The organism is Amycolatopsis sp. CA-211722, from assembly GCF_056828465.1.
In genome coordinates, this window is the sequence record NZ_CP184752.1 from 4,471,017 (window position 1) to 4,496,110 (window position 25,094).

A 25,094-nucleotide genomic window follows, 5' to 3' on the forward strand; every position below is an offset into this window, starting at 1 on the left:
CGCCCGATAAGTGTCGGTGAGCACGTTTAGTCTGGTCGGGTGGACACCTACACCGAGGCCGACAGGGCGCGCCTGCTGCCCGAGCGGCCCAAGGGCGCGGCGTTGGAAGGCGCCGCGGACGGGCGGAGCGACTTCGCCCGTGATCGCGCCCGAGTGCTGCACTCGGCCGCGCTGCGCCGGCTGGCGGGCAAGACCCAGGTCGTCGGCCCGGGTGAAGGGGCCGAGGTCAGCGGCGTGCCCCGCACGCGGCTGACGCATTCGCTGGAGGTCGCCCAGATCGGCCGGGGTATCGCGGACGAGCTGGGCGCGGATCCCGATCTGGTGGACACCGCCGGTCTCGCGCACGACATCGGGCATCCGCCGTTCGGGCACAACGGTGAGCGCGCGCTGAACGAGGTCGCCCAGCCGTGCGGTGGTTTCGAGGGCAACGCGCAGACGTTGCGGATCCTGACCAGGCTGGAGCCCAAGGTCCTGCTCGAAGGCGGGCTGGTGGGCGGGCTGAATCTCACCCGTGCCTGTCTCGACGCCTCGACGAAGTACCCGTGGCGACGTGAAGAAGGCAAGGCGAAGTACGGCGTCTACGCCGACGACGCCGAGGTGTTCGCGTGGGTCCGGGAAGGCGCGCCCGAGCGCCGCACCTGCCTGGAAGCGCAGATCATGGACTGGTCCGACGACGTCGCCTATTCCGTGCACGACGTCGAAGACGGGGTGCTGGCCGGGCGGATCTCGCTGCGGGTGCTGGCCGACGCGGAGGAACGCGCCGCCGTGGCCGAGGCGGCGCGGAGGTTTTCGCACCGGTCACAGTCCACTTTGGAGGGTGCGGCGAAGGAACTGCTCGACCTGCCGGTGGTCGCCGAGCTCAGCGAACCTGGGCTGGACGGGTCGCTCAAGGCGCAGGTCGCGTTGAAGCGGCTGACGAGCGAGCTGGTCGGCCGGTTCGCGACGGCGGTCGTGGGCGCGACACGGGAGGTGTACGGCGAAGGGCCGCTGAGCCGGTACACCGCGCGTCTGGTGATTCCGGAGCAGGTCGCGGCGGAGGTCGCGTTGCTCAAGGCGCTCGCGCTGCGGTACGTGATGAGTGACAAACGGCGTCTCGCGATGCAGGACGGTCAGCGCCAGATACTCGCCGAGCTGGTCGTCGCGCTGTGCCGCCGCGCGCCCGATTCGCTGGATGGCCTGTTCCTGCCCGCGTGGGAGGCCGCCTCGGACGACGCGGCCCGGCTGCGCGTGGTGGTGGACCAGGTGGCGTCGCTCACGGACGCGCAGGCCTACGCGTGGCACGCGTGGCACACCGGCCGCCACGGCTGAGCCTGCTTCCCGGCTCCCGGACCGCCGAGCATGTCGCGAAAGCCACTTTCGCGACGTCTGATGTCCCGAAAGTGGCTTTCGCGACAGGCCACCTCGGTGCCGTCCCCCGGACAAGGCGGAACTTTCGGACAGGAGACGGGCGGGCCCGTCCACGGTACGGTCTGCGGCATGGCAGCTGTCGAAAGCCACCTCCGGTTTGGTCTGGACCTCTATCGGGTGCTGGCGAGCCGCGCGGAGAACGCGTGCTTCTCGCCGTACTCGATCGCGAGCGCGCTCGGCCTGGTGACCCAGGCCGCCAAGGGGAAGACCAGAGAAGAGCTGATCGCGCTGCTCGGCGACCCGGCCGAGCTGGCCGACCTGCTGGGCAAGGCCTCGTCGCTGCTCGACGACGGTCCCGAACTCGCGGTCGCGAACACGCTCTGGGCCTGGGACGGGCTCCCGCTGGAGGACTCCTTCCGCGCGGAACTCGCCACCTGGCCGGGCGGGAAGGTCGAGAGCGCCCCGTTCGGGGACGATCCGGAGGCCGCGCGGCGGCTGATCAACGCCGACGTCGCCGAGGCCACCCGCGAACTGATCCCCGAACTGCTGAAGCCGGGGACAGTCGCGCCGGACACCGTCGCCGCGATCGTCAACGCCCTGTATCTCAAAACCGCCTGGACCAACCCGTTCTCGCGTGACAACACCGCGCCCGCGGACTTCCACGCGCCGTCCGGCACCCGTACGGTGCCGACGATGTGGCTCGAAAAGCAGCTCGACCACACCCACGAGGACGGCTGGCAGGTCGTCCGCCTCGGTGCCGAGGGCGGGGTTGAGGCGATCGTCCTGCTGCCGGACGGCGATCTCGACGACGCCGAACTCGACGCGGGCAAGCTGGCGCGGCTGCTGGAGAACACGCGGTCCAAGACCATCGCCCTGTCGCTGCCGAAACTCGACCTCGACGTCGACAGCCCGCTGACGGCGAAACTCCAGGACCTCGGTGTGCGGACGATGTTCACCGCCGACGCCGACCTCACCGGGCTCGCCGACGACGACCGGCTCGAAGTGTCCGAGGTCGTCCACCAGTCCGTGCTCCGCATCGACGAAGAAGGCCTCGAAGGCGCCGCCGCGACCGCGGTGCTGATGCGGCTGACGTCGCTCATCGTCGACGAACCGCTCGAAGTCACCGTCGATCGGCCGTTCCTTCTGCTCGTCAGGCACGCCTCGACGGGTGTGCTCTACTTTCTCGCCCGCGTAGTCGAGCCGTGAGGACGGTCAGTGAGTCTTTTCCAGGCTGAGGCTGAGGCGATGGAGAGCGAAAAGACTCCCACGAGACCCCGCCGGTTCGCCGCCGTCGACGCCGCCATCATGGGCGGCTTCCTGCTGTTCGCCTTCCTGCTCTACAACGGGCTCTGGCTCGACCTCAAGGAGGGCTATCTCTGGAACAGCGCGTCGGATCAGAACCTGTGGGAGTGGTTCTTCTCCGTCACCGCGGACAACGTGCTGCACCTGAGGAATCCGCTCAGCACGCATTTCCAGAACCATCCGCTCGGCGTGAACCTGATGGCCAACACGGCCATGCTCGGCATCGGCATCCCGCTTTCGCCGGTCACCCTCACCTTCGGCCCGACGGTCACCTGGGCCATCGCGCTCACCGGCGGTCTCGCCGGCACCGCGGCCGCCTGGTACTGGGTGTTCTCGCGGCATCTGGTCACCCACCGGGTCGGCGCGGCCATCGGCGGCGCGTTCGTCGGCTTCGCCCCGCCGATGATCTCGCACGGCAACGCGCATCCGAACTTCGTCGCGTGGTTCGTCCTGCCGTTCATCGCGCTGCTGGTCTTCAAGATCGCGCGTGGCGAACGCCCCGTCCGCAACGGGATCTTCCTCGGCCTGCTGGCGGCGTACCAGATCTTCCTCGGTGAGGAACCACTGCTGATCTTCGCGATGGCGTTCGCGATCTTCGCCATCGCCTACTTCGCGACGAACCACCGCGAGTTCCCGCCGATGGCGAAACCACTGGGGATCGGCGTCGGCATCGGGGTCCTCGTGGCGCTCGTGCTGTGCGCTTTCCCGCTGTGGTGGCAGTTCTTCGGCCCGCAGAGTTATCAGGCGATCGAGCACGGCCCGGTCGGGAACGACACGGCCGCGTTCACCCGGTTCGCGACGCAGTCGGTCGCCGGGCAGCCGCAGGCCGCCGCGGACGTGTCGATGAACCGCACCGAGGAGAACGCCTTCTTCGGCTGGCCGTTGATCGTGCTGATGGTGGTCGTCACCGTCTGGCTGTGGCGCGAGGTGTTCGCGCGGGCGCTGGCGATCTCCATGTTCGTGATGGCCTGGCTCTCACTCGGTGTGCAGATCATCGTGGTGCACGAGGAAACCGGGATCCCGGGGCCGTGGAAGCTCTTCTCGGAGCTGCCGCTGTTCGAGTCGCTGCTGGAATCGCGGCTGGCGATGGGCTGCATCCCGCTGATCGGCGCGCTGCTGGCGCTGGCGACGGAACGCGTCTACGCGGTCGCGTCGAAACTCCCGGAAGTGCCGGGGGAGCGGCGATTCCCGTTGCGGCTGCTGTGGATCGGCGTCGTCATCGCGGTCCTGCTGCCGATCGCGCCGACCCAGCTGATCGTGAAGGAACGGCCGCCGACGCCGAGGTTCCTCGCCGACGGCACCTGGCGGAGCTACGTCGCGCCCGGCGGGACCGTGGTACCCGTGCCGTTGCCGAGTTCCGGCGAATCCGAACCGCTGCACTGGCAGATCGACGCCGGACTCGGTTATGCGATGCCGGAGGGCTACTTCGTCGGGCCGAGCGGCCCGGACGACAAACGCGGCCGCTACGGCGCCGTCCAGCGGCCGACGTCGGTCATCTTCGACCAGATCAAGCAGACCGGCGTACCGGCGACGATCACCGAAGCGGAGCGGGTGCAGGCGCTGGAGGATCTGCGGTACTGGAACGCCGACGTGCTCGTGCTGATCCCGCGCGAACACCAGGACGCCTTCCGGACCACAGTGGACCTGCTGCTGCGGAAACCCGCCGAGTTCGTCGACGGCGTCTGGGTATGGGACGTCCGGACGATCACGCCCTGAGGACGACGCGGCTCGCCGACCACCGCGAGCCCGCGAACGGTCCGTCCACGGACATCGCCGGATGCGCGTTCACCCGGACCGTCGGGCCGCCGAGCCGCGCCGCGATTCCGGCGGCGTACTCCTCGTCCGTGCCCCACACCGAACCGCACGAGCCGGGCGCGGTGGCGTTCGCCAGCCCGACCGCTTCGTCCACTGTGGAGCATCGGACGACCGGCAGCACCGGGCCGAACTGTTCCTCGGTCACGACTCGCATGCCGTCGTGCGCCCCGGCGAGGATCGCCGGGGCGAAGAAGTAGCCGGGCCCGTCGAGCGGCCCGCCGGTCACGAGCCGCGCGCCGTCGGCCCGAGCCTCTTCGGTCAGACCGGTGACACGGTCGTACCGCGGCCGGTTGTTCACCGGGCCGAGCTGTGTCCCGGCGGTCCGTCCGTCGCCGACCACCACCCGCGCCGCCACGGCGGCCAGCGCCTCGACGACGGCGTCGTGGACGGGCCCGACGGCGTAGACCCGCTCGACCGCCACGCCGGTCTGCCCGCAGTTGGCGAACGCGCTCCAGAAGAGCCGTTCCGCGATCGCGGCCGGATCCGTGCCGGGGAGGACGATCGCGGGGTCGTTGCCGCCCAGTTCCAGCGTCAGCCGTCGCCATTCCGGCGCGGCCGCCATCCGCTTCCCGGTGACGGCCGAGCCGGTGAAGTCGACCCGCCGGATCCCCGGATGCGCGACCAGGTACTCGCCGAGGGGATCCCGTCCGGTGAGCACGGTCAGCACCCCCGGCGGCAGCACCTGCGCCAGCATCCGGCCGAGGTGCAGCGTGGTGAGCGGGGTGCGCGGCGAAGGCTTGAGCACCACCGTGTTCCCGGCCGCGAACGCCGGCGCGAGTTTCGCGGCGGCCGACTGCACGGGGAAGTTCCACGGCGTGATCGCGGCGACCGGTCCGCCGCTGTCGGCATGCGGCTCCGGCCTCGACCCGGCGAAGTTCCGGAACCGCGACGCCGCCACGGCGAACTCGGCTTCGGCCTCGTGGAGCGGTTTCCCTTGCTCTTCGGAGAGCACGGGGGCCAGCACGGGCGCGGCCTCCTCGACGACGACCGCGCACGACGTCAATGCCGCGTGCCGGTCCGAGGCGTGCCACGCGGGCCAGGCCCCGGCGGCGGCGCGGACCGCTTTGTCGACCTCGGCGGGCCCGCAATCGGGGACGGCCGTGATCCGTTGTCCGGTGGCGGGGTCCTCGACGGCGAGCATCGTTCCTCCTCGGGGAGGGCAAAGGGCCGACTTGCCAGCCTACCTCCGATGATCCACTGGCGGTTCCGGCGAAAAGGCGAAAGACGGCTCCTCCTGCCGCGTGGCGCACGTCACCGGAGCCGCTGTCACGTCCGCGCGGGCCGTCTCGTCCCTTCGGTGATCGCACCCGCACGAGGAGGACACCATGCCGCGTATTCCCGCCGTGAAGACCGCCGAAGCCGGCTTCCTGCTGAAGCTGTTCTACAAGTTCGCCGGCAAGCGTTTCGGCGCCGTGCCCGAGCCGATGGCCGTCTACGCGCACCACCCGGCCCTGCTCCGGGCGAACGGCATGCACGAGATGATGGCGGAGAAGGCCAGCAAGTCGTTGCCGTCGAACGTGCGCGAGCTGGCCGTGTACCGCGTCGCGACGCAGCTCGGCTGCTCGTGGTGCATCGACTTCGGGACCATGCTGCAGCTGCACGAGGGACTCGACATCGAACGGCTGAAGAACATCGACGACTACGCGAAGTCGCCTGCCTTCACGCGCCAGGAACGGCTCGCGCTCGCGTACGCCGACGCGATGACCGCGAGCCCGGTGACCGCCACCGACGAGCAGGTCGCCGAGCTGGAACGCGAGTTCGGCCGCAAGGGCGTCATCGAGCTGACCTACCAGATCGGCCTGGAGAACATGCGTGCCCGGATGAACAGCGCGCTCGACATCACCGCGCAGGGCTTCACCTCGGGCGACGCCTGCAAGATCCCGCTTCCCTGAAACCCCCGCGTTTAGTCCTCTAGTTGCGCCCAGGGCGCAACTAGAGGACTAAACGCGGTCAGGGGCCGACGCGGGTCCGCGCGGTGGTGAGCTTGTCCGGGTTCGCCATGTCGTAGATCGCGACGATCTTCCCGTCGGAGATGACGAACGCGTTGACGTGCTCGTCGAGCGCCCGGTACCCCTCGGAAGCCACCTGCGGCGGGATGTAGAGCCCGAGGTCGCCGTTGACCAGCGCGGGCCTCGCCTGTTCGATGCCGGCCGGGTCGTACAACCGCATGAGGCCCTGGAACAGCCGGGTGACCTTGTCGAACCCGGCGACCGTGTGGACCGCCGTGCGCGCCTTGCCGCCGCCGTCGCCGACGAGGACGACGTCGGGATGCAGCACCTCGGCCACCGCCTGGATGTCGCCGGTGAGCATCGCGGTCATGAACTTCTCAATGATCTGCTGCTGCTCGGCGAGCGCCGTCCGGGGCGGCGGATCGGCGTCCGCGACCGCGCGGCGACCGCGGGAACCGTGCTGGCGCGCCGTTTCCGGCGTGCAGCCCAGGATTTCGGCGATCTCCCCGAACGGCACCGAAAACGCGTCGTGCAGGACGAACGCGACACGTTGTTCCGGAGTCAGCCGGTCGAGGACCACCATCGCCGCCATGCGCATCCCGTCGTCGCGGACGGCGACGGCCAGCGGATCCTCCGACGACGGCGTGCCCAGCGGGCCGAGGACCGGTTCGGGCAGCCATTCGCCGACGTACCGCTCGCGGCGCACCACCGCGGACCGCAGCCGGTCGAGACAGATGCGGCTGACGACGGTGGTCAGCCAGCCCTTGTGGTCTTCGATGGCCGAGCGGCGCCGTTCGTCCAGGCCGCTCAGGCGCAGCCAGGACTCTTGGACCGCGTCCTCGGCGTCGGACAGCGCGCCGGTCAGCCGGTAGGCGACCGAGACCAGATGGGGGCGCAGCGCGGCGAAGTTCCCGGCGAGTTCGTCCAGGGCGGTGCTCATTCCCCGAGTGTGCCGCACGGTGCTCGAAGAGGACGGCCTAGAGTGATGAGCGTGGCAGGACGGATTCGGGAAAGCGACATCGCGGAGGTGCGCGAGCGCAACCGGATCGACGAGGTCATCGGTGACTACGTGGCCCTCCGCAACGCCGGCGGCGGCAGCCTGAAAGGGCTTTGCCCGTTCCACAACGAGAAGACCCCGTCGTTCAATGTGCGCCCCACCCACGGCACCTTCCACTGCTTCGGCTGCGGCGAAGGCGGTGACGTGATCAAGTTCATCCAGAAGATGGACCTGATCTCGTTCGTGGAAGCCGTCGAGCGCCTCGCGGACCGCGTGGGGTTCCGGCTGACCTACGAAGGCGGCGGCGGAAGCGTCCAGCGTGATCGCGGCACCCGCGCCCGGCTGATCGAGGCGCACCGCGCGGCGCAGGAGTTCTACGCCGAGCAGCTGCTCACCCCGGACGCGCGGGCGGCGCGGGACTTCCTGTCCGAGCGGGGATTCGACGCGGCCGCCGCGCAGACGTTCGGCTGCGGGTACGCGCCGGCGGGCTGGGACAAGCTGACGAAGCATCTGCTCAACCGCGGGTTCGAGGTCAAGGAACTGCTCACGGCCGGGCTGGCCAAGGAGGGGCAGCGCGGGCCGATGGACCGGTTCAACCGGCGGCTGCTCTGGCCCATCCGCGACGTCGGCAACGAGGTGGTCGGGTTCGGCGCGCGGCGCCTGTACGACGACGACCGTGTCTCGGCGAAGTACCTGAACACGGCGGAATCGCCGATCTACAAGAAGTCGCAGGTGATGTTCGGCCTCGATCTGGCCAAACGCGAGATCGCGAAACGGCACCAGGTCGTCGTCGTCGAGGGCTACACCGACGTGATGGCGATGCACGCCGCCGGTGTCCCGACGGCCGTCGCGTCGTCGGGGACGGCGTTCGGCGAGGACCACATGAAGGTCCTCCGGCGGCTGATGATGGACGACGACGCCTTCCGCGGCGAGGTGATCTTCACCTTCGACGGTGACGAAGCGGGCCAGAAGGCCGCGCTGAAGGCGTTCGAGGGCGATCAGACCTTCGCGGGTCAGACCTACATCGCGGTGGCCCCGGACGGCATGGACCCGTGCGAACTGCGGCTCGCCAAGGGCGACGCCGCGGTACGCGACCTGGTCGCGCGGCGGATCCCGCTGTTCGAGTTCGCGATCAAGAGCATGCTCAAGGCGTTCGACCTCGATTCCGTCGACGGTCAGGTGGCGGCGCTGCAGAAGACCGTCCCGATGGTCGCGGGGATCAAGGACCGCGCCAGCCGCGACGGCTACGCCTCGAAGCTCGCGTGGTGGGTCGGCTGGCAGGACGCGGCTCAGGTGGTGAACCGGGTGCGCGGCAGCGCGGGGGCGGCGGCGAAACGCTCCGCCACGGTCGAGGTCCGGCGGCCCGCTCCTGCGGCCGCGGCCACCGAGGAGGACCTGCCCAGGCCCGCGCCCGGCGACCCGCGGTTCATCGCGCAGCGCGAGGCGCTCAAGGCGGCGCTGCAGCAGCCGATGCTCGCCGGGGCCGAATACGACGCGCTCCCCGAGGACGCGTTCACCCATCCGGTTTACGTCGCCATCCACAAGGCGTTGCTGTCCGCCGGGGGAGCGGGTTCCGGGCTGACCGGGCCCGCCCTGCTCGACGCCGCCGCCCCGCACTGCCCGCAGGGAACGGTGCGGCGCGTGCTCAGCGAACTTTCGGTGGAACCGTTGCGCGCCAAGGGCGAGGTCGACTCGCGCTACATCTCCGCGCAGCTCGCGGCCGTGCAGGAGAGCCTCGTCGGCCGCCAGATCAACGAGATCAAGTCGAAGCTCCAGCGGCTTTCCCCGGTCGAGGCGCCGGACGACTACCGCGCCCTGTTCGGCGATCTCGTCGCGCTCGAGCAGTACCGGAAGGCGCTGAAGGAACAGGCCATCGGCGGATTGGACTGAGCATGGGCTGGCTGCGTCACCTGCTGGGTGACCGTGTCCCGGCGGATTTCGACGGCTCGCTGGACGACGGCGAGCACGTCGTCGGGAGCGCGGCGGTCGAGGGCGGCGGATATCTGCTGGTCACGGCGCTGGGACTGTGGATCCCGGGGGCGCGCCGGGTCGGCTGGCATCTGGTCGGCAAGGCCGCGTGGTCCGACGGGGTGCTGACGCTGACCGAGTCCGAGGAGACCGGGACGGCGGGGAACGCCGTGCTGCTCGCCGACAAGACCCCGGTCCGGTTCCGGCTGCCCAAACCCGGCAAGGTCCCGATCCTGGTGCGGCAGCGGGTCGACGGCTCGGTCCGGGGACGGCACCGCAAGGACCTCGAAACCGGCGGAGCGTGGTTCGTCGAGCGCAAGGTCCCCGGCCAGGACGGCACGGTGCTGCAGGTGCGGCCCGATCCGGGCACCGACGCCGACATCGTCAAGGCGATCGCCGAGGAAGCGGCAAGGAAGCTGGCCTAGCAGTACACTCGTACTGTATCGCTGGGAGGCGCCATGTGGGATCCGGTCAAGTACCTCGACTACGCCGACCTGCGGGCCAGGCCGTTCCACGACCTCGTGGCGCGGATACCGGCCGACAATCCCCGTCGCGTCGCCGACCTCGGCTGCGGGCCCGGAAACCTGACCGCCGGCCTGGCGGAACGCTGGCCCGGCGCGATCATCGAGGCGAGCGACAGCTCACCCGAAATGGTCGAAGCCGCCCGCTCCCGGGGCGTCGACGCGCGAGTGCTCGACGTCCACGACTGGGTACCCGCGCCGGACACCGACGTGGTCATCTCGAACGCGGTGCTCCAATGGGTGCCGGACCACCGCCGCCTGCTCCGCCGCTGGGTGGATCTGCTGCCGTCCGGGGCGACGCTCGCGTTCCAGGTCCCCGGTAACTTCGACGCCCCGTCGCACGCCCTGGTCCGCGCCCTCGCGCGCACCGGGGAATGGGCTCCGCGCCTCGCCGGCGTCGTCCTGCGGGAGAACGAGGCCGTCGACAGCCCGCTCGGCTACGGGAACCTGCTGGCCGACGCGGGATGCGCCGTCGACGCCTGGGAGACGACCTACCTGCAAAGGCTGACCGGCGAGGACGCCGTGCTCGAATGGATCACCGGCACCTCGCTGCGGCCGGTCAAGGAAGCGCTGCCGGGGGAGGACTGGGACCACTTCCGCGCCCAGATCGCCCGGAAGCTGGACGAGGCCTACCCGCCGCGTCCCGACGGGACCACCTGGTTCGAGTTCCGGCGCGTTTTCGTGGTCGCCGTCGTGGGCTGAAGGGGACTTTCCCCGCGTCAGATGTAGTGAAAGGGCCCTTCACCGCGTCGCATGCGGTGAAGGGCCCTTTCGGCACGGGTCAGCGCTGAGGCCGCCCGAACCGCTCACCGACCTTGGCGCGAGCGACCCCGGCGGCGCCCTGCACCATGGGGTGGTCAGCGATCTTGCGGTAGGTCCGCACGATCTGCTCGTACCGCCCCCGGCCGGCCTTCGCGCCCAGCACGTAGCCCGCGGCCGCGCCCAGCAGGAACATCTTCATCCGAGTCCACGCCTCCGTTCGATCTTGCTCCAGCTGTCATTGTCCCTCAAAACGCGAGCTTGACGAGGTGATCTCCAAAGTGGGGGGTGGGTGCGCGACCGCCGGAGGGCATGGGCTAAAGTTCTCTCATCGGTCGGAGCGATCCGGCCGGTACGGAGCACAATCCCCTGTAGCTCAACTGGCAGAGCATTCGGCTGTTAACCGGAGGGTTCTTGGTTCGAGTCCAAGCGGGGGAGCACAGAGTTCCTTCAGGAGAGCCCAGGCCGAGCGGTCTGGGCTTCTTCGCGTTCGGGGTACTCCGCCGGGCACGGCGCCGCGGGGGCGCCGCACCCGGCCGGACGGCGTGACGGTCAGATCCGCGTCATGGTGGAGGTGTAGCCGCCGCCACCGGGGTAGACCCAATCCCCGGTCATGGCGGTGCCGTCGGCGTCGAAGGTGCCCTGGAAGTAGGCGGGGCTGCCTTTCTCACCCGCCCAGATGGTCAGGGTTTCGCCGGCGAGTTCGTAGGCGTAGTCCAGGGTGTTCCCGGCCGAGTCGTAGAACCGGGAGACCACGTCCTTGCCCGGGGGCTCACCGAAGGGGCGCAGGTTGCCGATGACCTCCATACCGGTGATCGTCTCGCCGGACTGGGCGAGATCGACGTGCTGCAGCAGGAAGAATCCGCCTGACATCCATTCGTACCGCACGGTGCCTTCGGCCCCGCCGGTCACCCTCCAGGTGCCCACCAGCCGGTCGAGCGCCCGCAGTTCGGGGCTGGGCTCGATGGTCGTTTCGGCCATGATCTCCTCCTCGGATCATCTGTCAGGTACTGGTACCCCGGTGACGCGCCTTCGACTCGGCGCCTACCGAAAGTGATCTGGACCGTATCCACCTCGCGCCGCGATCGGTGGCTCCGTGCCGGGGTGGCGGTGAAGGTTCACCGAGGAGGGGGCATGGCCACGGCCGCCGGTGCACCGAGTCCCGTATGTCCGGAATCGGCACCACCTGACCTCGGCGGCCGGTAGGGTCACCCGCACGAGGTGTGCCTGGTTCGACGGTTGGCGAGGTAGCGGGGGAGGCCGGGCGGCTGCTGACCGGTTTCGGGCACCGGTACGCCGTCGCCGTGCGGATCGCGACCTTGCCGCCCCTCGCGGCGATCGGTCTGCTCAGAAGCTCGCCCGCCGGGTTCGGGGCCACGGCCGTGGTGGTCGCCGTCGCGGTGGTCTGGACCTGCGCGTGTGGTCCGTTCGACCGGCAGTGCGCGGGGGCTTCCGCGGATATCTTGTGGCCGATACCCCGGCACATCCTGAGGAGCACCATGACGACCACCCGGCGCGTTCTCGCCGTTCTGGCCACCGCGACCCTGGTCGCCTCGGTCCTCGGCGCGGGCTCCGCCGCCGCCGCGACCAAGGGCAAGATCTACATCTACAACACCTGCGGCAGCGCGGTCTCCACCACGATCCACCGCACCGACGGCTCGATGATCGCGGGCACCGGCGCGGCCCCGGCGGGCAGCTACTTCGGCTACCCGGTCTACCCCGGCGCCTACCAGGTCCGCGTGCCCGCCGGTAACCGGAACGTGCGGGTCCTCGACTTCCCGGGCAAGGTGCACTCGGTCGTCGTCAAGGCCTGCTGACCTCCTCTCAGGCGTGCGCCCGGCGCAGGCGTTCGGCCACCTGCGCGCGGATGAGATCGTGCGAACCCGGGGGAGCGCCGTGCAGCGTTTCCCAGCGGACGTCGTGCGCCGCGGGCCACAGGCTCGCGGCCCACGCGACCTCCTGCTCCTCCGTGGTGAAACGGCGGCCCCGGATGTCTTGATAGGCCGCCAAGAACGCCTCGGAGCTTTCGATCGGCGGCAGCAGGGCGGGCCCGGTCTTGGGAAAGACCGCGCTCGCCGCTCCCGCCAGCGCCGCCTCCGGCTGCCACGCCAGACTGTCCCAGTCGTGCACGGCCCAGATGTGGCCGTCACGCCAGCGGAGGTTCTGCGCTTCGAAGTCGGCGTGGCCGAGTACACGGGGAAGGTCGGCGGCGAGCAGCCGTTCGCGGATCCGCCCAGCCGCCTCGACGACGTACACGGGCACGGCGTCCTGGTCCCGCCGATCGAGGTCTTCGATGCTCGGCCACAACCCGGGATCCGTGTGGTCCCAGCGTATCCAGCGGGGATTCGGCAGTGGTGGCGAGACGGTGACGCCGGCCAGCCCGGCCATCAGCCTGGCGAACACCGCCGCGTAGCGCGCGGCGATGTCCGGTGAGTCGCCGGGCAGCAGTCGACCGCCGGGCCTGGATTCCTCGGCGTGCACGGCCAGCGTCCCGACGCGTGTCGCGGGCGTGAGCGGCCGCGCACAGGGGAACCCCCGATCGGACAGCCGGGCTTGCGCGTCGACACACGGCGCGGCGCGGCCGTCGTCTTCCCGGACCTTCACCACGACGTCCCGCCCGGTGGCCAGCCGCAGCCCGAACACCGCCGACATCGACCGTGCCTCGAACAGCACGGCGACGGGCTCGGCTCCCAGGTGATCCGCACACCACCCGGGCAACCAGCCCGGGAGATCGCTCCCCGCCACTTGTCCGTTCCTACCGGCGACGTTCGTCGTCGTACGCGGCGAAGGCCTCCGCCGCGTCGCCGTCCAAGATCATCGACAGCGCATAGGAAATCGTCCAGATCCACTCCTCCAGGCGCGCCGCGTCCTCGTCGTCGATCAGGCCGTTTCCGCGGAGCATGCCATCGGGCGCGACGCCCCAGGCCCGTGCGAAGTGACAGATCCCGACCACGGAGGAAACGACTTCCCGGGGCACCGAGTCGGCCTGCAGCTGTTCGGTGAGAACCCGCAAGGCGGCCATCACCTCGTGGAAGTTCTCCTCGCGCAAGCCACTGAAGGGGCGCAGAGAACCCAGAAACCCCGTTCGCCACCGATCGTCGTCCACATCCGGATGCGCGCCGGAGTGGAACAAGAGGGCTTCGCGGGCGTCGGCCGGGTTCACGAGAGTGACCGTAGCGCGAGGTCACCGAGCTCCGCGTCGCGGAGATCGGGCATGTCCCTCAGCTGCCTGCGCGAGGAGATGCCGAGCTTGCGGAAGATGTTGCGGAGGTGGGCGTCCACCGTGCGGGGGCTGAGGAACAGGCGGGTGGCGACCTCCTTCGACGTCGCGCCGGCCGCGACCTGGCGCGCGATATGCGTCTCCTGCATGGTCAGGTGGTCGTAGGAACGTCCGGAGCGGCTCCGGGCGACCTCCCCGGTCGCCCGCAGTTCGTCGGCGGCCCGCCGGGTGAACGCCTCCAGCCCGATCCCCGACAGCTGTTCGTGCGCGGTGCGCAGGTGTTCACGCGCCTCGCGACGGCGTCCCTCGCGGCGCAGCCACTCGCCGTAGCGCAGCCGCGCCCGCCCGAGATGCACCGGGAGCGGGCCGTCCGCCAGGTACCGGAGCGCTTCCAGGTGGTCGGGCTCCGCGTCGCTGACCATGGCCCGCGCGCTCGCCGCGATTCCGCGGGCGAAGGTGGTGCCCGCGGGTTCCGTGCGGGCGGTCAGGGAGTCCAGCGCGGACCGGGCAACGGAATCCTTGCCGCAGCGCACCGCGGCTTCCACGAGCTCGGGCAGCGCGATACCGGCGAGGAAGAGGTCGCCGCTCGCCACCGCCCGGGTCGCCGCGTCCAGCGCGGCCGGGTACTCGGCGAGCCCGTTGTACAGCACGGCCGTCGCCCAGTACGCGTTCGCGGTCAGCTGCCCGCTGCCGCGGGTCGTCGCTTCGTCGAACAGATCGAGCACTTCCCGGCGCCGTCCGCGCATCGCGGCCAGATGCACGCGCGGGTACAGCTGCGGCGGATCGCCGACGGCGTCCGCGATCGCCTCCTCTTCGGCGATCGCGGCCATCGCCCGCCCGAGGTGCCCGGTGAGCACCGCGTGCAGGGCCACCTGGGACAGCCCGAGCCGGATGGTCATCGGCGATCCGGTGTCCCGCCCGGTCCGCACCAGCCAGTCGACGATCGTCGCGTGCAGATCGATGTCCCACAGTTCCCCCGCGAGCACGGTGGCCAGGGCCGGTGTCCTGGTCCAGCCGGCGTCGTCGCCGGTGAGGACCCGGCGAAGCGCCGGCACACCGGCGTGGTGACCTTCGGTGGTCAACAGCACCAGCGCGTCGAGGAGATCCGGCGGTCCTGACACCGGAGGTGCCGAGCGGGCCGCGTCGAGAACCCGGTCCAGTACTCCCGCGGCCCGCCCGACCACGAGCCCCATTTCCAGCGCCGCGACGAAGAACTCGCGGGACCGCTCCGGATCGGCGGCGGCGAGCCGCTCCGCCGCCCGCAGGATGAGTTCGGGACCGCGGACGGCCCCTTCCGCGCCTTGGACGAAGGCGATCCGCCCGCGCAGCAGATCGACCGAGGCGTGCTGAGGGACGTCCAGGGCGGCGGTGTCGACGCTGGCCAGCAGATCCGCCGCCGCGTCCGTCGCGCCCGCCTCCAGCGTGGTCCGCGCGGCCGCGAGGGTGCGCTCGGTCTGCTTGGCGGGGTCGAGGGAAAGCGCCGCCGCACGTTCGAGGAACGCGGCCGCGGCCGCCACCCCGCCGCGTGCCTGCGCCCGTGACGCCGACAGTTCGAGCTCCGCCGCGACCTGTTCGTCCGGACCGGTGGTGGCCTGGGCCCGATGCCAGGCCCGCCGGTCTCCGGCGGTTTCCGCGTCGGTGACTTCGGCCAGCGCCCGATGGGCCGTGTGGCGCTCCTCCGGTTCGGCCGCGCGATACGCCGCTGAGCGCGCCAGCGGATGGCAGAACCGCGCCCGCGTGCCGAACCGGATCAGCCCGGACGCCTCGGCCGCGGCGCTCGCGGCGGGCACGTCGACGTCCAGCCGCCGCGCCGCCGCCCACAACAGCGCGGGATCCCCGGTGGGATCGGCGCTCGCGACGGTCAGCAGCCGCCGCGCGTCCAGCGGCAATTCCACCATCCTGGCCCCGAAACTACGCTCGATCCGGCTCGCGATCGGTGACGGCGCCGGCGGTGCGAAACCACCCGCCTTCGGCAGTTCGATGAGCGCGAGCGGGTTGCCGCGGGCCTCGGCGAGCAGGCGATCGCGCACGCGTTCGTCCAGCGTCACGGTCTTTTCCCCGGCCAGCAAGGCACGCGCGTGCGGATCGCTCAGGCCACCGACCTTCAGCCCCGGCAATTCGTCCAGCCCCCGCACCGGATCCTGGTCACGGGCGGCGAACACCATCGCGATCGGTTCGGCCGCGATCCGCCTCGCCAGGAACGTCAACGCCCGCGCCGATGCCGTGTCCAGCCAGTGCGCGTCGTCGATCACACACAGCATCGGACGCGTCCCCGCGGCGGTCGCCAACAGTTCGAGCGCGGCCAGACCGACCCGGAACGGGTCCGGCGCGCCGTCGGCCAGCCCGAAGGCGACGAGGAGGGAATCGCGGTAGGGGGCCGACAGCGTGTCGAGATGGGCCAGCGCCGGAACGCACAGCTGGTGCAGCGCCGCGAACGGCAGCTCACCCTCGAATTCCGACCCGGACGCGCGGATGAGCTGGAACTCCGCCGCCGTCGCTCGCGCGACGTGGTCCAGCAGCGCGCTCTTGCCGATACCCGGCTCGCCGCGGAGCACGAGCACCCCGCCCTCGCCCCGGCCCGCCGCGTGGATCAGGGCGAGGAGGCGATCGATCTCGTCTCGCCTGCCGACGAGCGAACGGGGAGACGTCGTGGGCATGGTCTGAACCCTAGCGAGACGAAGTAGGTGATTGTCACCGACGCGAGCGGACGGGGGTCCGCGCGATCGTGGCGGCATGACAGTACGAGCGACGAAACGGATCCCGCGCGAGGTGGCGATGCTCGGCCTCGCGAGTGCCATGTTCCTGGTCATCCTCGACGCCGCGATGGTGAACCTCGCCGGGTCCACGATCCGGCAGGGCCTGGGGCTCACCGCCGCCGAGCTCACGGTGGTGGTGGACAGCTATCTGGTCACGTTCGCGGGCCTGCTGCTGCTCGGCGGCCGTCTCGCCGACGTGCTCGGGGCGAGGAAGGTGTTCCTCAGCGGTATGGCCGTCTACCTCGCGGCGTCGGCCTTCTGCGCGCTGGCCGACGGCGGCGAGCTGCTGATCGCCGGGCGGATCGGGCAGGGGATCGGGGCGGCGCTCCTGATGCCCGCCGCGCTCTCGCTCGTGCTCGGCCTCTACCCGTCGCCGGCGGAACGTACCCGCGCGATGGGGATCTGGGGCGCGGTCGCCGGGGCGGGCAGCCTCGTCGGTGTCTTCCTCGGCGGAACGCTGACCGAACTGCTCGGCTGGCAGGCGGTGTTCGTGACCCCGGTGCCGTTCGGTGCCGTCGGGGCGATCGTCGTGTGGCGTGCCGTGCCGCCGGTGCCCGGCAGGCCGGGCCGGTTCGACGCGCTGGGCGCCGTCACGATCACCGTCGGGATCTCCGGGCTCGCGCTGGGCATGGTCTCCGCCTCCGACGCCGGGTGGACCGCGCCCGGCACGATCGCCGGCCTCGCGGCCGGACTCGTTTCGCTGGTGGCGTTCGTGGTCGTCGAGCGGCGTTCTTCGCGTCCGCTGGTCCCGCTGGGCGTGTTCCGCCGGAAGCCGGTGGTCACCGCGAACGTGGTGATGGTGCTGATCGGCGGAACCCTGACCAGCCTGTTCTTCTTCCTGCCGCAGTACCAGCAGGACGTCCTCGGGATGAGCCCGCTGGAGACCGGGATGGCTCAGCTGCCGCTCGCCGTCATGATCATCGTGGGCAGTGTGCTCGCGCCCGTCCTGGCGAAACGGATCGGGCTCGCTCGCGCGCTGCCGTCCGCCCTCGCCGTCCTGCTCGCGGGATTCCTCTGGCTGGCCTGGGATCCCACGACCAGCGGCTTCTCGGTCAGCCTGCTGGGCGCGTTCCTGCTGATCGGCACCGGGCTCGGGCTGGGCGCCGTCAACGCCACCGCGATGGCGGTACGCGACAGCGCGGACGGTGAATCGGGTCTGCTCAGCGGGCTGGTGAACGCCGCGCAGCAACTGGGCGGCGCGGTCGGGCTGGCCGCGCTCGCCGGAATCGCCATCGGCGCCGCGGGGACGCACGGGGCCATCTCGTTCACGACCGCGTTCCTCGGCGAAGCCGTCCTCGTCGTCATCGCCCTCGCGGTGTCGCTCTTCTCCACCCGTCGTTGATCTCTGTCGAGAAAGGACACTCCACAATGGACACAATTCTGGTGACCGGTGCGACCGGAACCGTCGGCTCCGCCCTGATTCCCGGCCTGCTGGCCCGCGGGGCCACCGTCCGCGCGATGACCCGGGACCCCGGACGTATCGTCCCCGGAGCCGAGACCGTGGTCGCCGACCTGCGTGACGCCGAAGCGGTCGGCGCGGCGCTGAAAGGCGTCGACGCGGTCTTCCTCAACAGCCCTTCCGCTCCCGACGCCGCCTCGCTTCAGATCCAGTTCGCCGACCTCGCCCGCGAAGCCGGCGTGAACCGGCTCGTGCTGCTCTCGCAGTACGCGGCACGCGCCGACTCGCCGGTGCGGTTCCTGCGCTGGCACGCCGAAGTCGAGGCGCACGTCCGATCGCTCGGGATCGAGCACACCGTGTTGCGCCCCAACCTCTACTTGCAGGCACTGCTCGCCTTCGCCGGCACCATCGCGCAGGGTTTCTTCGCCGCACCGATCGGCGACGCGGCCGTCAGCGCCATCGACGTCAGGGACATCGCGGACGCCGCCGCGGCCGTGCTGACCGGCGCGGGACACTCCGGCCGGACCTACACGCTGACCGGACCGCGTGCGGTGACCCACGCCCAGATCGCCCAGGCGCTCTCGGCCGCCATGGGGAGGGACGTCGTCTTCCACGACACCTCCGCCGAGCAGTTCGCCGCGGCACTGGCGGGTTTGCTCCCGCCGTGGCAGATCGAAGGTCTCATCGAGGACTACGCGCACTACGCGAGGGGCGAAGCGGCCGAAGTGCACACAGCCGTCGCAGATCTGACCGGAAAACCCGCACGCGACGTTTCCGACTTCGCCCGCGACCACTTTTCCGTGCAGTGATCTACCACTGCATTCGGTTCACGCTCAAGGTTGGCGTGTCCGAAGAGGACAAAGCGGCGGGGCTGGCGCGGATGGGTGATCACATCAACGCCATTCCCGTCATCAAGGCTCGTGTCGTCGGCCCCGACTTCGGTGGCGAATTCGATTACGGCGCCGTCACCGTGCTCGAAGACATCGAGGCATACGAGGAGTACATGAATCACCCGGCGCATCTCGAAATGGATCGCGTCGGCTTGCCGCTGATCGACAGGTTCGTGTCCTACGACGTCACCGACGAGCCGGATCCGGAGATCGGTGCGAAGATCGCCGACGTGCACCGGCGGCGGTACGAGAACGTGCCCGATGTGGCCAGGTTGGTCGCCGGTCTCAGGGAGTACAGCGGCAGTGCCGCGCCCGCCCGTGATCGGGGCTCTTCTTCGCGTTTAGTCGACTAAATGCGGAGGGGTCGCCCTGGGGGATTTGGCGTTTGTGGTTGTTTCGCTCTTCGGTCTCGGGGGGTACGGGGGCAGTGCTGCGCCTGGCCGCGATCGGGGTTCTTCTTCGCGTTTAGTCGGCTAGATGTGGAGGGGTGGCTCTGGGTGGTTCGGTGTTTGTGGTTGTTTCGCTCTTCGGTCTCGGGGGGTACGGGGGCAGTGCTGCGCCTGGCCGCGATCGGGGTTCTTCTTCGCGTTTAGTCGGCTAGATGTGGAGGGGTGGCTCTGGGTGGTTCGGTGTTTGTGGTTGTTTCGCTCTTCGGTCTCGGGGGGTACGGGGGCAGTGCTGCGCCTGGCCGCGATCGGGGTTCTTCTTCGCGTTTAGTCGGCTAAATGCGGAGGGGTCGCCCTGGGTGATTCGGCGTTTGGCTGTTTCACTCTTCAGTGTTGTTCGCGCGTTTCGCTGGTCGCGTAAAATTACGAACACATGTTCGATTTTTTGCGGTATTATGGAGAGGTGTCCGAGACCTTTCTCCCCGAGTTGCCGCAGGAGTTGTGGCGTGCCGGCAAGCTGGAGCTTGCCCATGGCGTGCAGCATGCCCTGCAGGTGATCCGGATAGCCACTGCCGCGTTGGGGCAGTTCCTGGCGGAGATCGAGAATCGGGGCGCGAAAGACTTATACGGGCATGGCAGCACGGCCAGCTGGTTCGCGGAGCTGGCCGGGCTCTCGCGCGGCGAGGCGAGTGCGGTGGTGAAACGGGCCATCGCGTTGAACTCCACCCGGGCCTTGGACGGCACCGAGGTCCCTGCCGTTGCTCCCGCCACCGCCGCGGTCGCCGCCGAAGGCTTGGTCGGGGACGAACGGATCGATCAGATCCTGGACATCTTGAAAAGGCTCCCCGTCGATACTTCTGTCGAGGATCGAGCGGAGGCGGAGAAGATTCTTGGTGAGCTTGCCCCGAACGCGGGTCCTCGCCAGCTTGTCGAGGCTGAGGCGAAGCTGTTGGGCTGGCTGGACCCGGACGGCAATGAACCGAAGGATCCCGAGCCGAAGGAGCCGCGCCGGGAGATCACGCTGGAGCGGCGCAGGGATGGGTTCTGGAAGCTGACCGGTCTGCTGGATGACGAGACCGGGGCCCGCACGGCGGCCGCGTTGGAGGCGTATGCGCAGCCGCGGCCGGTGGACGAATTTGGCCAAGCCGACCTGCGGATGAAATGTGAACGCATGGGCGACGCCTGGGCCGACCTCCTCGATCTGGCGATCGCCTGCCCCGACCAGCCCGGAACCAGCGGCTACCGCACGTTGGTGAATGTCACCATCGGGCTTGAGGAGTTGAAGTCGGGTCTCGGGACCGCGTGCCTGGACTTTGTGGGGACGATGACCGCGCGGGAAGCCCGGCTGGCGGCCTGCGACTGTCTGATGCTGCCGGTCGTGATGAGCGCGGCCGGAGAACCCTTGGATGTGGGACGACTCAGGCGGTTCGTCACTCCCGGGCAGAGACGGGCGTTGAACATCCGCGACGGGGGTTGCGCCTTCCCGGGCTGCCATCGGAAACCCAAGAACTGCCACGCCCATCACATCGTTCACTGGGCGGACGGTGGCCCGACGGATCTCCGGAACCTGGTGCTGCTCTGCGGTTTTCACCACCGGCTGATCCACCACGGTGACTGGGAAGTACGCATGGCCGCCGACGGGTTACCGGAATTCATCCCACCCCAATACCGAGACCCGCTCCGACAACCCCGCCGCAACACCCTCCACCACCGCTGAACACCGAGGAGCCCGCCAGCCACACCCGGCGACGGGCCCCTCGGTATGCCCGCCGGGTGAGGTCCGCCGTTGATGAAGGATTCGGGACCCTCAACGTCCTGGATCCTTCATCGACGACCGAGGCAGACATGGCGGGCCTCCTCCACCACCGTCCAGCCACGAGGCAAGCGGCTTACGAGAGCGAAAGACGCAAATGGCGGAAACTTGGAGAACGAGACCCACCCCGAGCCGGCTCGGGCTCAAAGGAGCATCACCCTAAGAACCGGAACCGTACGTCGGTCCCGCCCCCGCAGGCCGACCGAGCCGGTCACGAAGACCCATCGCCCGTTCCCGGTCCGCACGGGCCGACGCCGGGTCGCCCATCTCTTCGGACAGCGCCGCCCGTTCGCCGAGCGTGTCGATCCGCGCCTGCGTCATCCCGATGCGTTCGTAGAGTTCCTCGGCCTCGGACAGCCGGCGGCGCGCGTTCGCGTGATCGCCTTGGCGCCCCATGAACCGTCCGGTCTCCTGGAGCGCGCGGGCCTGGCCCATGGTCGCACCGTGACGACGGAACAGGCCGAGCGCCGTCTCGCACTGGGTGAGTGCCCGATCGGCCGAGTCGAGCGCGGCCAGATTCCGGGCCGAACGCAGCAGGACGTACGCGTAGTTGGTGTCATCGACCGGAGTGCGCGAGCAGCCGTGCTCCGGCGCGAAGTAGCGGACGCAGGCGTCGAACTCTTCGGCGGCCTCGCCGTACCGGCCCTCCCGGTATCGGTACGAGGCCCGCATCGTCCGTGCCACATGGACTCCGAGCGGATAGTCCGCCTCCTCGAACAGGCGCACCGCCTCGTCGAAGAGCTCGGGCGACGTTTCGCGGCCACGGGCACTCGTCAGGTACACCCGCGCCCAGCCCTGTTCGCGCCGGTCGCCCGCCTTCACCGCGGCGTCCCAAGCCAGCTGGGCCATCCGGACGGCGTCGTCCGCCTGATCGCGGAGCGAAGCCTGCACCCAGGACAGGTAGTTCCGGTGGACCGCCTCTTCCCGGTCGCTGCCGAGCGCGATGGCCGCGTTCACGGCGAGTTCGAACACGTCGTACCAGGTGCTCGCGGTCCCACCGATCTCCGAATACCAGTGCATGGACTCGGCCAGGTCGAGCACCGGACGGTGGTCGCCGCGCGCGGCGACGCTCTTGACCGCGGCGTGCCAGTTCTTCAGCTCGACCTCGAGCCATCTGCCCGCCCCGGAGTGGTCGCCGAACGACGGCGTCGCGACCGGGAGCGGGCTGACGCCGTCGGTCGGATGGAAGTAGCGGCCCGCCGCCGTCGCGGTGCTCACCAGCCAACCGGCCAGCCGCGTTCCCGCCGCTTCGACGACGTCGGGGGGCTCCTCGTGGGCCAGCCGTTCGGTGGCGAAGACCCGAAGGAGGTCGTGGAACTGGTATCGCCCGTTCTCCTGCGATGTCTGCAGCAGGCTCGCGTCGGTCAGTTCCTCCAGGAAGACGGCGGCGTCGTCCTCGTCGGCCGCATCGAGGAGCGTCCGCGCGGCCCCCGCCGAGAAGTCCGCCGCCGGGACGAGCGACAGCCGCCGGAACACGACGGCGGCGTTCGGGCTGAGCTGCCGGTACGACAGTTCGAACACGCTCCGCACGTCGAGATCGCCGGCGGTCAGCGTGGTCAGCCGCCGGCCGCGGTCCCGCAGCTGATCCACCAGCCGCGACAGCGGCCAGGTCGGGCGGCTCGCCAGCCGGTTGCCCGCGATCCGCAGCGCCAGCGGCAGCCGTCCGCACAGTTCGACCAGTTCGAGCGCCTCCCGCCGCTCCCGCGCGACCCGCTCCGCCCCGACGATGGCCGACAGCAAGGCGACCGCGTCGTCCTCGCCGAACACGTCGAGGGCGTGCCTGCTCGCGCCTTCCAGCCCCACCAGCATCTGACGGCCGGTGATCAGGGTGAGACACCGCGGCCCGCCGACCAGCAGCGGACGGACCTGGGCTTCGTCGGCCGCGTCGTCCAGGACGATCAGGGTGGCCCGGTCCTGCAGGAGGGAGCGGCACAGGCTCGCCCGGTCCTCCGGATCGGCCGGGATGCGGACGGCTTCGACACCCAGCGAGCGCAGGATCAGATGCAGCACGTCCGCCGGGTTCGCCTGCTCGGCCGACATCCCGCGCAGTTTCAGGAAAAGCCTGCCGTCGGGGAACTCCTCGGCGAGGTTGTGCGCCACGCGGACCGCGAGGGTGGTCTTGCCGGTCCCCGGAGGCCCGCTCAGGACCGCGACCCGCCCGGATCTGCGGCGGCCGGCGACCGGATCCGCGGAAAGGGCGCGCAACGCGTCGAGATCGCTTTCGCGGCCGGTGAGATCGTCGACGTCCGCCGGCAGGATGCCGATCAGGTGCGCGCCTTGGCTCGCGGGCGCGGGGGAGCGGCCCTGCCGCGCGACCTTTTGCAGGCCGGTCAGCTCTTCGTCGGTCAATGCCAGCGGCGCGGCGAGCGCTTCGACCGTCCGGCGTTGCGGGCTCCTGGCGATCCCGCGTTCCATGTCGCTGATGGCGCGGACGCTCACCCCGGATCCTTCGGCGAGTTCCTCCTGGGTGAGGCCGGCTCGGACGCGGTAACCCTTCAGCAGCACCTTGAAAGTCGGGGCTGCCCTCCCCAGGGCGGCGTTCGTCATGGCCGGATTATCCCGCCCGCCACGTTCGCCTCACCCTTCGCCATAGCGGCCGCTGATCGCGGCGGCCCGGCCCCGCAGGGACGCGCGTAACCACGGCGGGCCAAGGGCCTCCGCGTCCGTGGCGAGCTGCCACAACGCCCACTCGGCGTGCCGCGCGTCCTGGAAGGTCACCTCCATGCGCAGCCTGCCGTCCTCGGCCGTTTCCTCCGCGAGAACGGCCAGCGCGGTGCCCACCAGTTCGCCCCGGCGGGCCGGGTCCACCAGCACCGGCACGGCGACCTGGTCCCCGCCGCTCCGGAACCGCGTGCCGCGTTCCTGCCAGGTCCGGTCCAGGTCCACCCGGTCCGGGCGTTGCGCGGGTTCGGCGAGTTCCTCGGCGGCCCGCAGCCGGGACAGCCGGTAGGTGCGGTCCTCGCCGGACCTCGTGGCCAGCAGGTAACCCCGGTCCCGGACGGTGACCAGGCCGATCGGATCCACCGTGCGCCACCGCGGTGCCCGGCCCTCGGCCGCGTAGTGGATGCGCAGCTTGTGTCCCGCGAACACCGCGCGCCGCACCTCGGAGACGACGGTGTCCGGCACCTCCTCGGCGGCCACCCGGCGCGAGAGCAGATCGGTCTCCGGGTCGATGAGCAGGCGCCGGGCCGCGCCCGCCGCGGTGTCCCGCTGACCTTCCGGCAGCGCGTCGACCACCTTGAGCATGGCCGACGCGAGCGCCGAGCCGAGCCCGAAGGCCTGCGCGCCGCGCCGTGATCCGGCGATCAGCAAGGCGAGTGCCTCGTCGTGGGTCAGCCCGGTGAGTTCGGTCCGGAAACCGGGCAGGAGCCCGAAACCGCCGTTCCTGCCGCGTTCGGCGTACACCGGGACACCCGCCGCCGACAGCGCCTCGATGTCGCGCAACACCGTGCGGGTGGAGACTTCCAGCTCGCGCGCGAGCGTGGTCGCGGACAGGCGGCCGCGGTGGCGCAACAGCAGCACCAGGGAGACCAGCCGGTCGGCGCGCATGCCCGGAACTCTAGCGGAATACACGACACAGGATGTCGTGATTCGCTGCGAGGCTCATCCCCATGACAAGCAGGACTGTGGCCACCGAGCCGAACGATCTGGGCAGATTCTTCATCGAGCGAGGCAACGCGGGCGATGTCGACGGACTGGTGGCGTTGTACGAACCGGACGCCGTACTGGCGTTCCCGCCGGGCACCATCGCGAAAGGGCACGCGGAGATCCGCAAGGTGTACGAGGAGTTCGTCGCGGCCGCGCCGGAACTCCTGCCGGGCAGGCAGCATCCGGCGCTGGTGGGCGGCGACCTGGCGCTCACCGCGTCCACGCTGACCACCGGTGAGACGACCATCGAGGTCGCCCGCCGTCAGCCGGACGGCTCCTGGCTCTGGGCGCTGGACCAGCCGGTGTTCGTGCCGTGACCAGGAC

Annotated in this window: 22 protein-coding genes and 1 tRNA gene; 14 read left to right on the forward strand and 9 right to left on the reverse strand. The window is 70.3% G+C overall.

The window, feature by feature from the left end:
* Positions 1-39: 39 nt before the first annotated feature.
* The 3 genes from ACOCEP_RS21630 (at position 40) to ACOCEP_RS21640 (ending at position 4,365) form a co-directional block, all read left to right on the forward strand.
* Positions 40-1,308 carry a deoxyguanosinetriphosphate triphosphohydrolase gene (locus ACOCEP_RS21630; protein ID WP_482330791.1) on the forward strand — a complete coding sequence of 423 codons (1,269 nt, stop codon included), beginning with the start codon at positions 40-42 and terminating at the stop codon, positions 1,306-1,308.
* A 168-nt stretch (positions 1,309-1,476) separates the two neighbouring features.
* Positions 1,477-2,553 carry a serpin family protein gene (locus ACOCEP_RS21635; protein WP_482330793.1) on the forward strand — a complete coding sequence of 359 codons (1,077 nt, stop codon included), beginning with the start codon at positions 1,477-1,479 and terminating at the stop codon, positions 2,551-2,553.
* Positions 2,554-2,562: 9 nt separating this feature from the next.
* A complete protein-coding gene (locus ACOCEP_RS21640) occupies positions 2,563-4,365 on the forward strand; it encodes a glycosyl transferase (RefSeq protein WP_482330795.1) in 1,803 nt (600 codons plus the stop codon).
* Here ACOCEP_RS21640 and ACOCEP_RS21645 read toward each other — a convergent pair.
* A complete protein-coding gene (locus ACOCEP_RS21645) occupies positions 4,355-5,605 on the reverse strand; it encodes an aldehyde dehydrogenase family protein (protein WP_482330796.1) in 1,251 nt (416 codons plus the stop codon). The two genes, ACOCEP_RS21640 and ACOCEP_RS21645, sit on opposite strands and share 11 nt — an antisense overlap.
* Positions 5,606-5,789: 184 nt before the next feature.
* Between ACOCEP_RS21645 and ACOCEP_RS21650 the strand changes: the two genes are divergently transcribed.
* A complete protein-coding gene (locus tag ACOCEP_RS21650; RefSeq protein WP_482330797.1) occupies positions 5,790-6,356 on the forward strand; it encodes a carboxymuconolactone decarboxylase family protein in 567 nt (188 codons plus the stop codon).
* 58 nt (positions 6,357-6,414) lie between these two features.
* Here ACOCEP_RS21650 and ACOCEP_RS21655 read toward each other — a convergent pair whose 3' ends face one another.
* Positions 6,415-7,353 carry a sigma-70 family RNA polymerase sigma factor gene (locus ACOCEP_RS21655; RefSeq protein ID WP_482330798.1) on the reverse strand — a complete coding sequence of 313 codons (939 nt, stop codon included), beginning with the start codon at positions 7,351-7,353 and terminating at the stop codon, positions 6,415-6,417.
* A 45-nt stretch (positions 7,354-7,398) separates the two neighbouring features.
* On the opposite strand from ACOCEP_RS21655, the gene dnaG reads away from it, so the two are divergent.
* From dnaG to ACOCEP_RS21670, 3 genes are read left to right on the forward strand one after another with little or no spacing between them, the layout of a single operon-like run.
* Positions 7,399-9,300 (forward strand): DNA primase, encoded by a 1,902-nt coding sequence (gene dnaG, locus ACOCEP_RS21660; protein ID WP_482330799.1) that lies wholly within the window; start codon positions 7,399-7,401, stop codon positions 9,298-9,300.
* Positions 9,301-9,302: 2 nt separating this feature from the next.
* Positions 9,303-9,803, forward strand: a complete 501-nt coding sequence (locus ACOCEP_RS21665; protein WP_482330800.1) for a hypothetical protein — start codon at positions 9,303-9,305, stop codon at positions 9,801-9,803.
* Positions 9,804-9,836: 33 nt separating this feature from the next.
* The gene (locus ACOCEP_RS21670) at positions 9,837-10,601 is read left to right on the forward strand and encodes a trans-aconitate 2-methyltransferase (RefSeq protein ID WP_482330801.1); all 765 of its coding nucleotides are present in this window, start codon (positions 9,837-9,839) and stop codon (positions 10,599-10,601) included.
* Between the two features lie 79 nt (positions 10,602-10,680).
* Here ACOCEP_RS21670 and ACOCEP_RS21675 read toward each other — a convergent pair whose 3' ends face one another.
* Positions 10,681-10,860 carry a hypothetical protein gene (locus ACOCEP_RS21675; RefSeq protein WP_007031230.1) on the reverse strand — a complete coding sequence of 60 codons (180 nt, stop codon included), beginning with the start codon at positions 10,858-10,860 and terminating at the stop codon, positions 10,681-10,683.
* 163 nt (positions 10,861-11,023) lie between these two features.
* On the opposite strand from ACOCEP_RS21675, the gene ACOCEP_RS21680 reads away from it, so the two are divergent.
* Positions 11,024-11,096, forward strand: a tRNA-Asn gene (locus ACOCEP_RS21680).
* Positions 11,097-11,210: 114 nt separating this feature from the next.
* Here ACOCEP_RS21680 and ACOCEP_RS21685 read toward each other — a convergent pair.
* A complete protein-coding gene (locus tag ACOCEP_RS21685; RefSeq protein WP_482330803.1) occupies positions 11,211-11,639 on the reverse strand; it encodes a hypothetical protein in 429 nt (142 codons plus the stop codon).
* Positions 11,640-11,881: 242 nt separating this feature from the next.
* On the opposite strand from ACOCEP_RS21685, the gene ACOCEP_RS21690 reads away from it, so the two are divergent.
* Positions 11,882-12,475 carry a hypothetical protein gene (locus ACOCEP_RS21690; protein ID WP_482330804.1) on the forward strand — a complete coding sequence of 198 codons (594 nt, stop codon included), beginning with the start codon at positions 11,882-11,884 and terminating at the stop codon, positions 12,473-12,475.
* 7 nt (positions 12,476-12,482) lie between these two features.
* On the opposite strand, the gene ACOCEP_RS21695 is transcribed toward ACOCEP_RS21690, so the two are convergent.
* Genes ACOCEP_RS21695 through ACOCEP_RS21705 form a run of 3 tightly spaced genes read right to left on the reverse strand, consistent with a single transcriptional unit; the run spans position 12,483 to position 16,535 of the window.
* Positions 12,483-13,403 (reverse strand): phosphotransferase, encoded by a 921-nt coding sequence (locus tag ACOCEP_RS21695; protein WP_482330806.1) that lies wholly within the window; start codon positions 13,401-13,403, stop codon positions 12,483-12,485.
* 10 nt (positions 13,404-13,413) lie between these two features.
* Complete coding sequence (locus tag ACOCEP_RS21700; protein ID WP_482330808.1) at positions 13,414-13,821, reverse strand: hypothetical protein; 408 nt, start codon at positions 13,819-13,821, stop codon at positions 13,414-13,416.
* Positions 13,818-16,535, reverse strand: a complete 2,718-nt coding sequence (locus tag ACOCEP_RS21705) for an AAA family ATPase (protein ID WP_482330809.1) — start codon at positions 16,533-16,535, stop codon at positions 13,818-13,820. The genes ACOCEP_RS21700 and ACOCEP_RS21705 overlap by 4 nt, the downstream gene beginning before the upstream one ends.
* Positions 16,536-16,611: 76 nt before the next feature.
* On the opposite strand from ACOCEP_RS21705, the gene ACOCEP_RS21710 reads away from it, so the two are divergent.
* The 4 genes from ACOCEP_RS21710 (at position 16,612) to ACOCEP_RS21725 (ending at position 21,026) form a co-directional block, all read left to right on the forward strand.
* The gene (locus tag ACOCEP_RS21710; protein ID WP_482330810.1) at positions 16,612-17,976 is read left to right on the forward strand and encodes an MFS transporter; all 1,365 of its coding nucleotides are present in this window, start codon (positions 16,612-16,614) and stop codon (positions 17,974-17,976) included.
* Between the two features lie 26 nt (positions 17,977-18,002).
* Positions 18,003-18,842 (forward strand): SDR family oxidoreductase, encoded by an 840-nt coding sequence (locus ACOCEP_RS21715; protein WP_482330811.1) that lies wholly within the window; start codon positions 18,003-18,005, stop codon positions 18,840-18,842.
* Complete coding sequence (locus tag ACOCEP_RS21720; protein WP_482330812.1) at positions 18,839-19,276, forward strand: Dabb family protein; 438 nt, start codon at positions 18,839-18,841, stop codon at positions 19,274-19,276. Before ACOCEP_RS21715 ends, ACOCEP_RS21720 begins: the two co-directional genes overlap by 4 nt.
* A 496-nt stretch (positions 19,277-19,772) precedes the next feature.
* Positions 19,773-21,026, forward strand: coding sequence for an HNH endonuclease signature motif containing protein (locus tag ACOCEP_RS21725; protein ID WP_482330813.1), 1,254 nt, complete (start codon positions 19,773-19,775; stop codon positions 21,024-21,026).
* 255 nt (positions 21,027-21,281) lie between these two features.
* Here the strand turns inward: ACOCEP_RS21725 and ACOCEP_RS21730 are convergent, their stop codons facing one another.
* Together ACOCEP_RS21730 and ACOCEP_RS21735 are read right to left on the reverse strand one after the other, a co-directional pair.
* On the reverse strand, positions 21,282-23,669 hold the full coding sequence (locus ACOCEP_RS21730; protein ID WP_482330814.1) for an ATP-binding protein: 2,388 nt from the start codon (positions 23,667-23,669) through the stop codon (positions 21,282-21,284).
* A 30-nt stretch (positions 23,670-23,699) separates the two neighbouring features.
* Positions 23,700-24,671 (reverse strand): helix-turn-helix transcriptional regulator, encoded by a 972-nt coding sequence (locus ACOCEP_RS21735; RefSeq protein WP_482330815.1) that lies wholly within the window; start codon positions 24,669-24,671, stop codon positions 23,700-23,702.
* A 77-nt stretch (positions 24,672-24,748) separates the two neighbouring features.
* Between ACOCEP_RS21735 and ACOCEP_RS21740 the strand changes: the two genes are divergently transcribed.
* Positions 24,749-25,087 (forward strand): YybH family protein, encoded by a 339-nt coding sequence (locus ACOCEP_RS21740; RefSeq protein ID WP_482339785.1) that lies wholly within the window; start codon positions 24,749-24,751, stop codon positions 25,085-25,087.
* Positions 25,088-25,094 lie beyond the last annotated feature (7 nt).

What these genes read in the sequence shown, in the direction of transcription:
- ACOCEP_RS21735 (WP_482330815.1), bottom strand. Translation starts at nt 24,671, where the DNA reads ATGCGCGCCGACCGGCTGGTCTCCCTGGTGCTGCTGTTGCGCCACCGC.
- ACOCEP_RS21665 (WP_482330800.1), top strand. Translation starts at nt 9,303, where the DNA reads ATGGGCTGGCTGCGTCACCTGCTGGGTGACCGTGTCCCGGCGGATTTC.
- ACOCEP_RS21650 (WP_482330797.1), top strand. Translation starts at nt 5,790, where the DNA reads ATGCCGCGTATTCCCGCCGTGAAGACCGCCGAAGCCGGCTTCCTGCTG.
- ACOCEP_RS21635 (WP_482330793.1), top strand. Translation starts at nt 1,477, where the DNA reads ATGGCAGCTGTCGAAAGCCACCTCCGGTTTGGTCTGGACCTCTATCGG.
- ACOCEP_RS21670 (WP_482330801.1), top strand. Translation starts at nt 9,837, where the DNA reads ATGTGGGATCCGGTCAAGTACCTCGACTACGCCGACCTGCGGGCCAGG.
- dnaG (WP_482330799.1), top strand. Translation starts at nt 7,399, where the DNA reads ATGAGCGTGGCAGGACGGATTCGGGAAAGCGACATCGCGGAGGTGCGC.
- ACOCEP_RS21710 (WP_482330810.1), top strand. Translation starts at nt 16,612, where the DNA reads ATGACAGTACGAGCGACGAAACGGATCCCGCGCGAGGTGGCGATGCTC.
- ACOCEP_RS21645 (WP_482330796.1), bottom strand. Translation starts at nt 5,605, where the DNA reads ATGCTCGCCGTCGAGGACCCCGCCACCGGACAACGGATCACGGCCGTC.
- ACOCEP_RS21715 (WP_482330811.1), top strand. Translation starts at nt 18,003, where the DNA reads ATGGACACAATTCTGGTGACCGGTGCGACCGGAACCGTCGGCTCCGCC.
- ACOCEP_RS21675 (WP_007031230.1), bottom strand. Translation starts at nt 10,860, where the DNA reads ATGAAGATGTTCCTGCTGGGCGCGGCCGCGGGCTACGTGCTGGGCGCG.
- ACOCEP_RS21655 (WP_482330798.1), bottom strand. Translation starts at nt 7,353, where the DNA reads ATGAGCACCGCCCTGGACGAACTCGCCGGGAACTTCGCCGCGCTGCGC.
- ACOCEP_RS21730 (WP_482330814.1), bottom strand. Translation starts at nt 23,669, where the DNA reads ATGACGAACGCCGCCCTGGGGAGGGCAGCCCCGACTTTCAAGGTGCTG.
- ACOCEP_RS21685 (WP_482330803.1), bottom strand. Translation starts at nt 11,639, where the DNA reads ATGGCCGAAACGACCATCGAGCCCAGCCCCGAACTGCGGGCGCTCGAC.
- ACOCEP_RS21705 (WP_482330809.1), bottom strand. Translation starts at nt 16,535, where the DNA reads ATGCCCACGACGTCTCCCCGTTCGCTCGTCGGCAGGCGAGACGAGATC.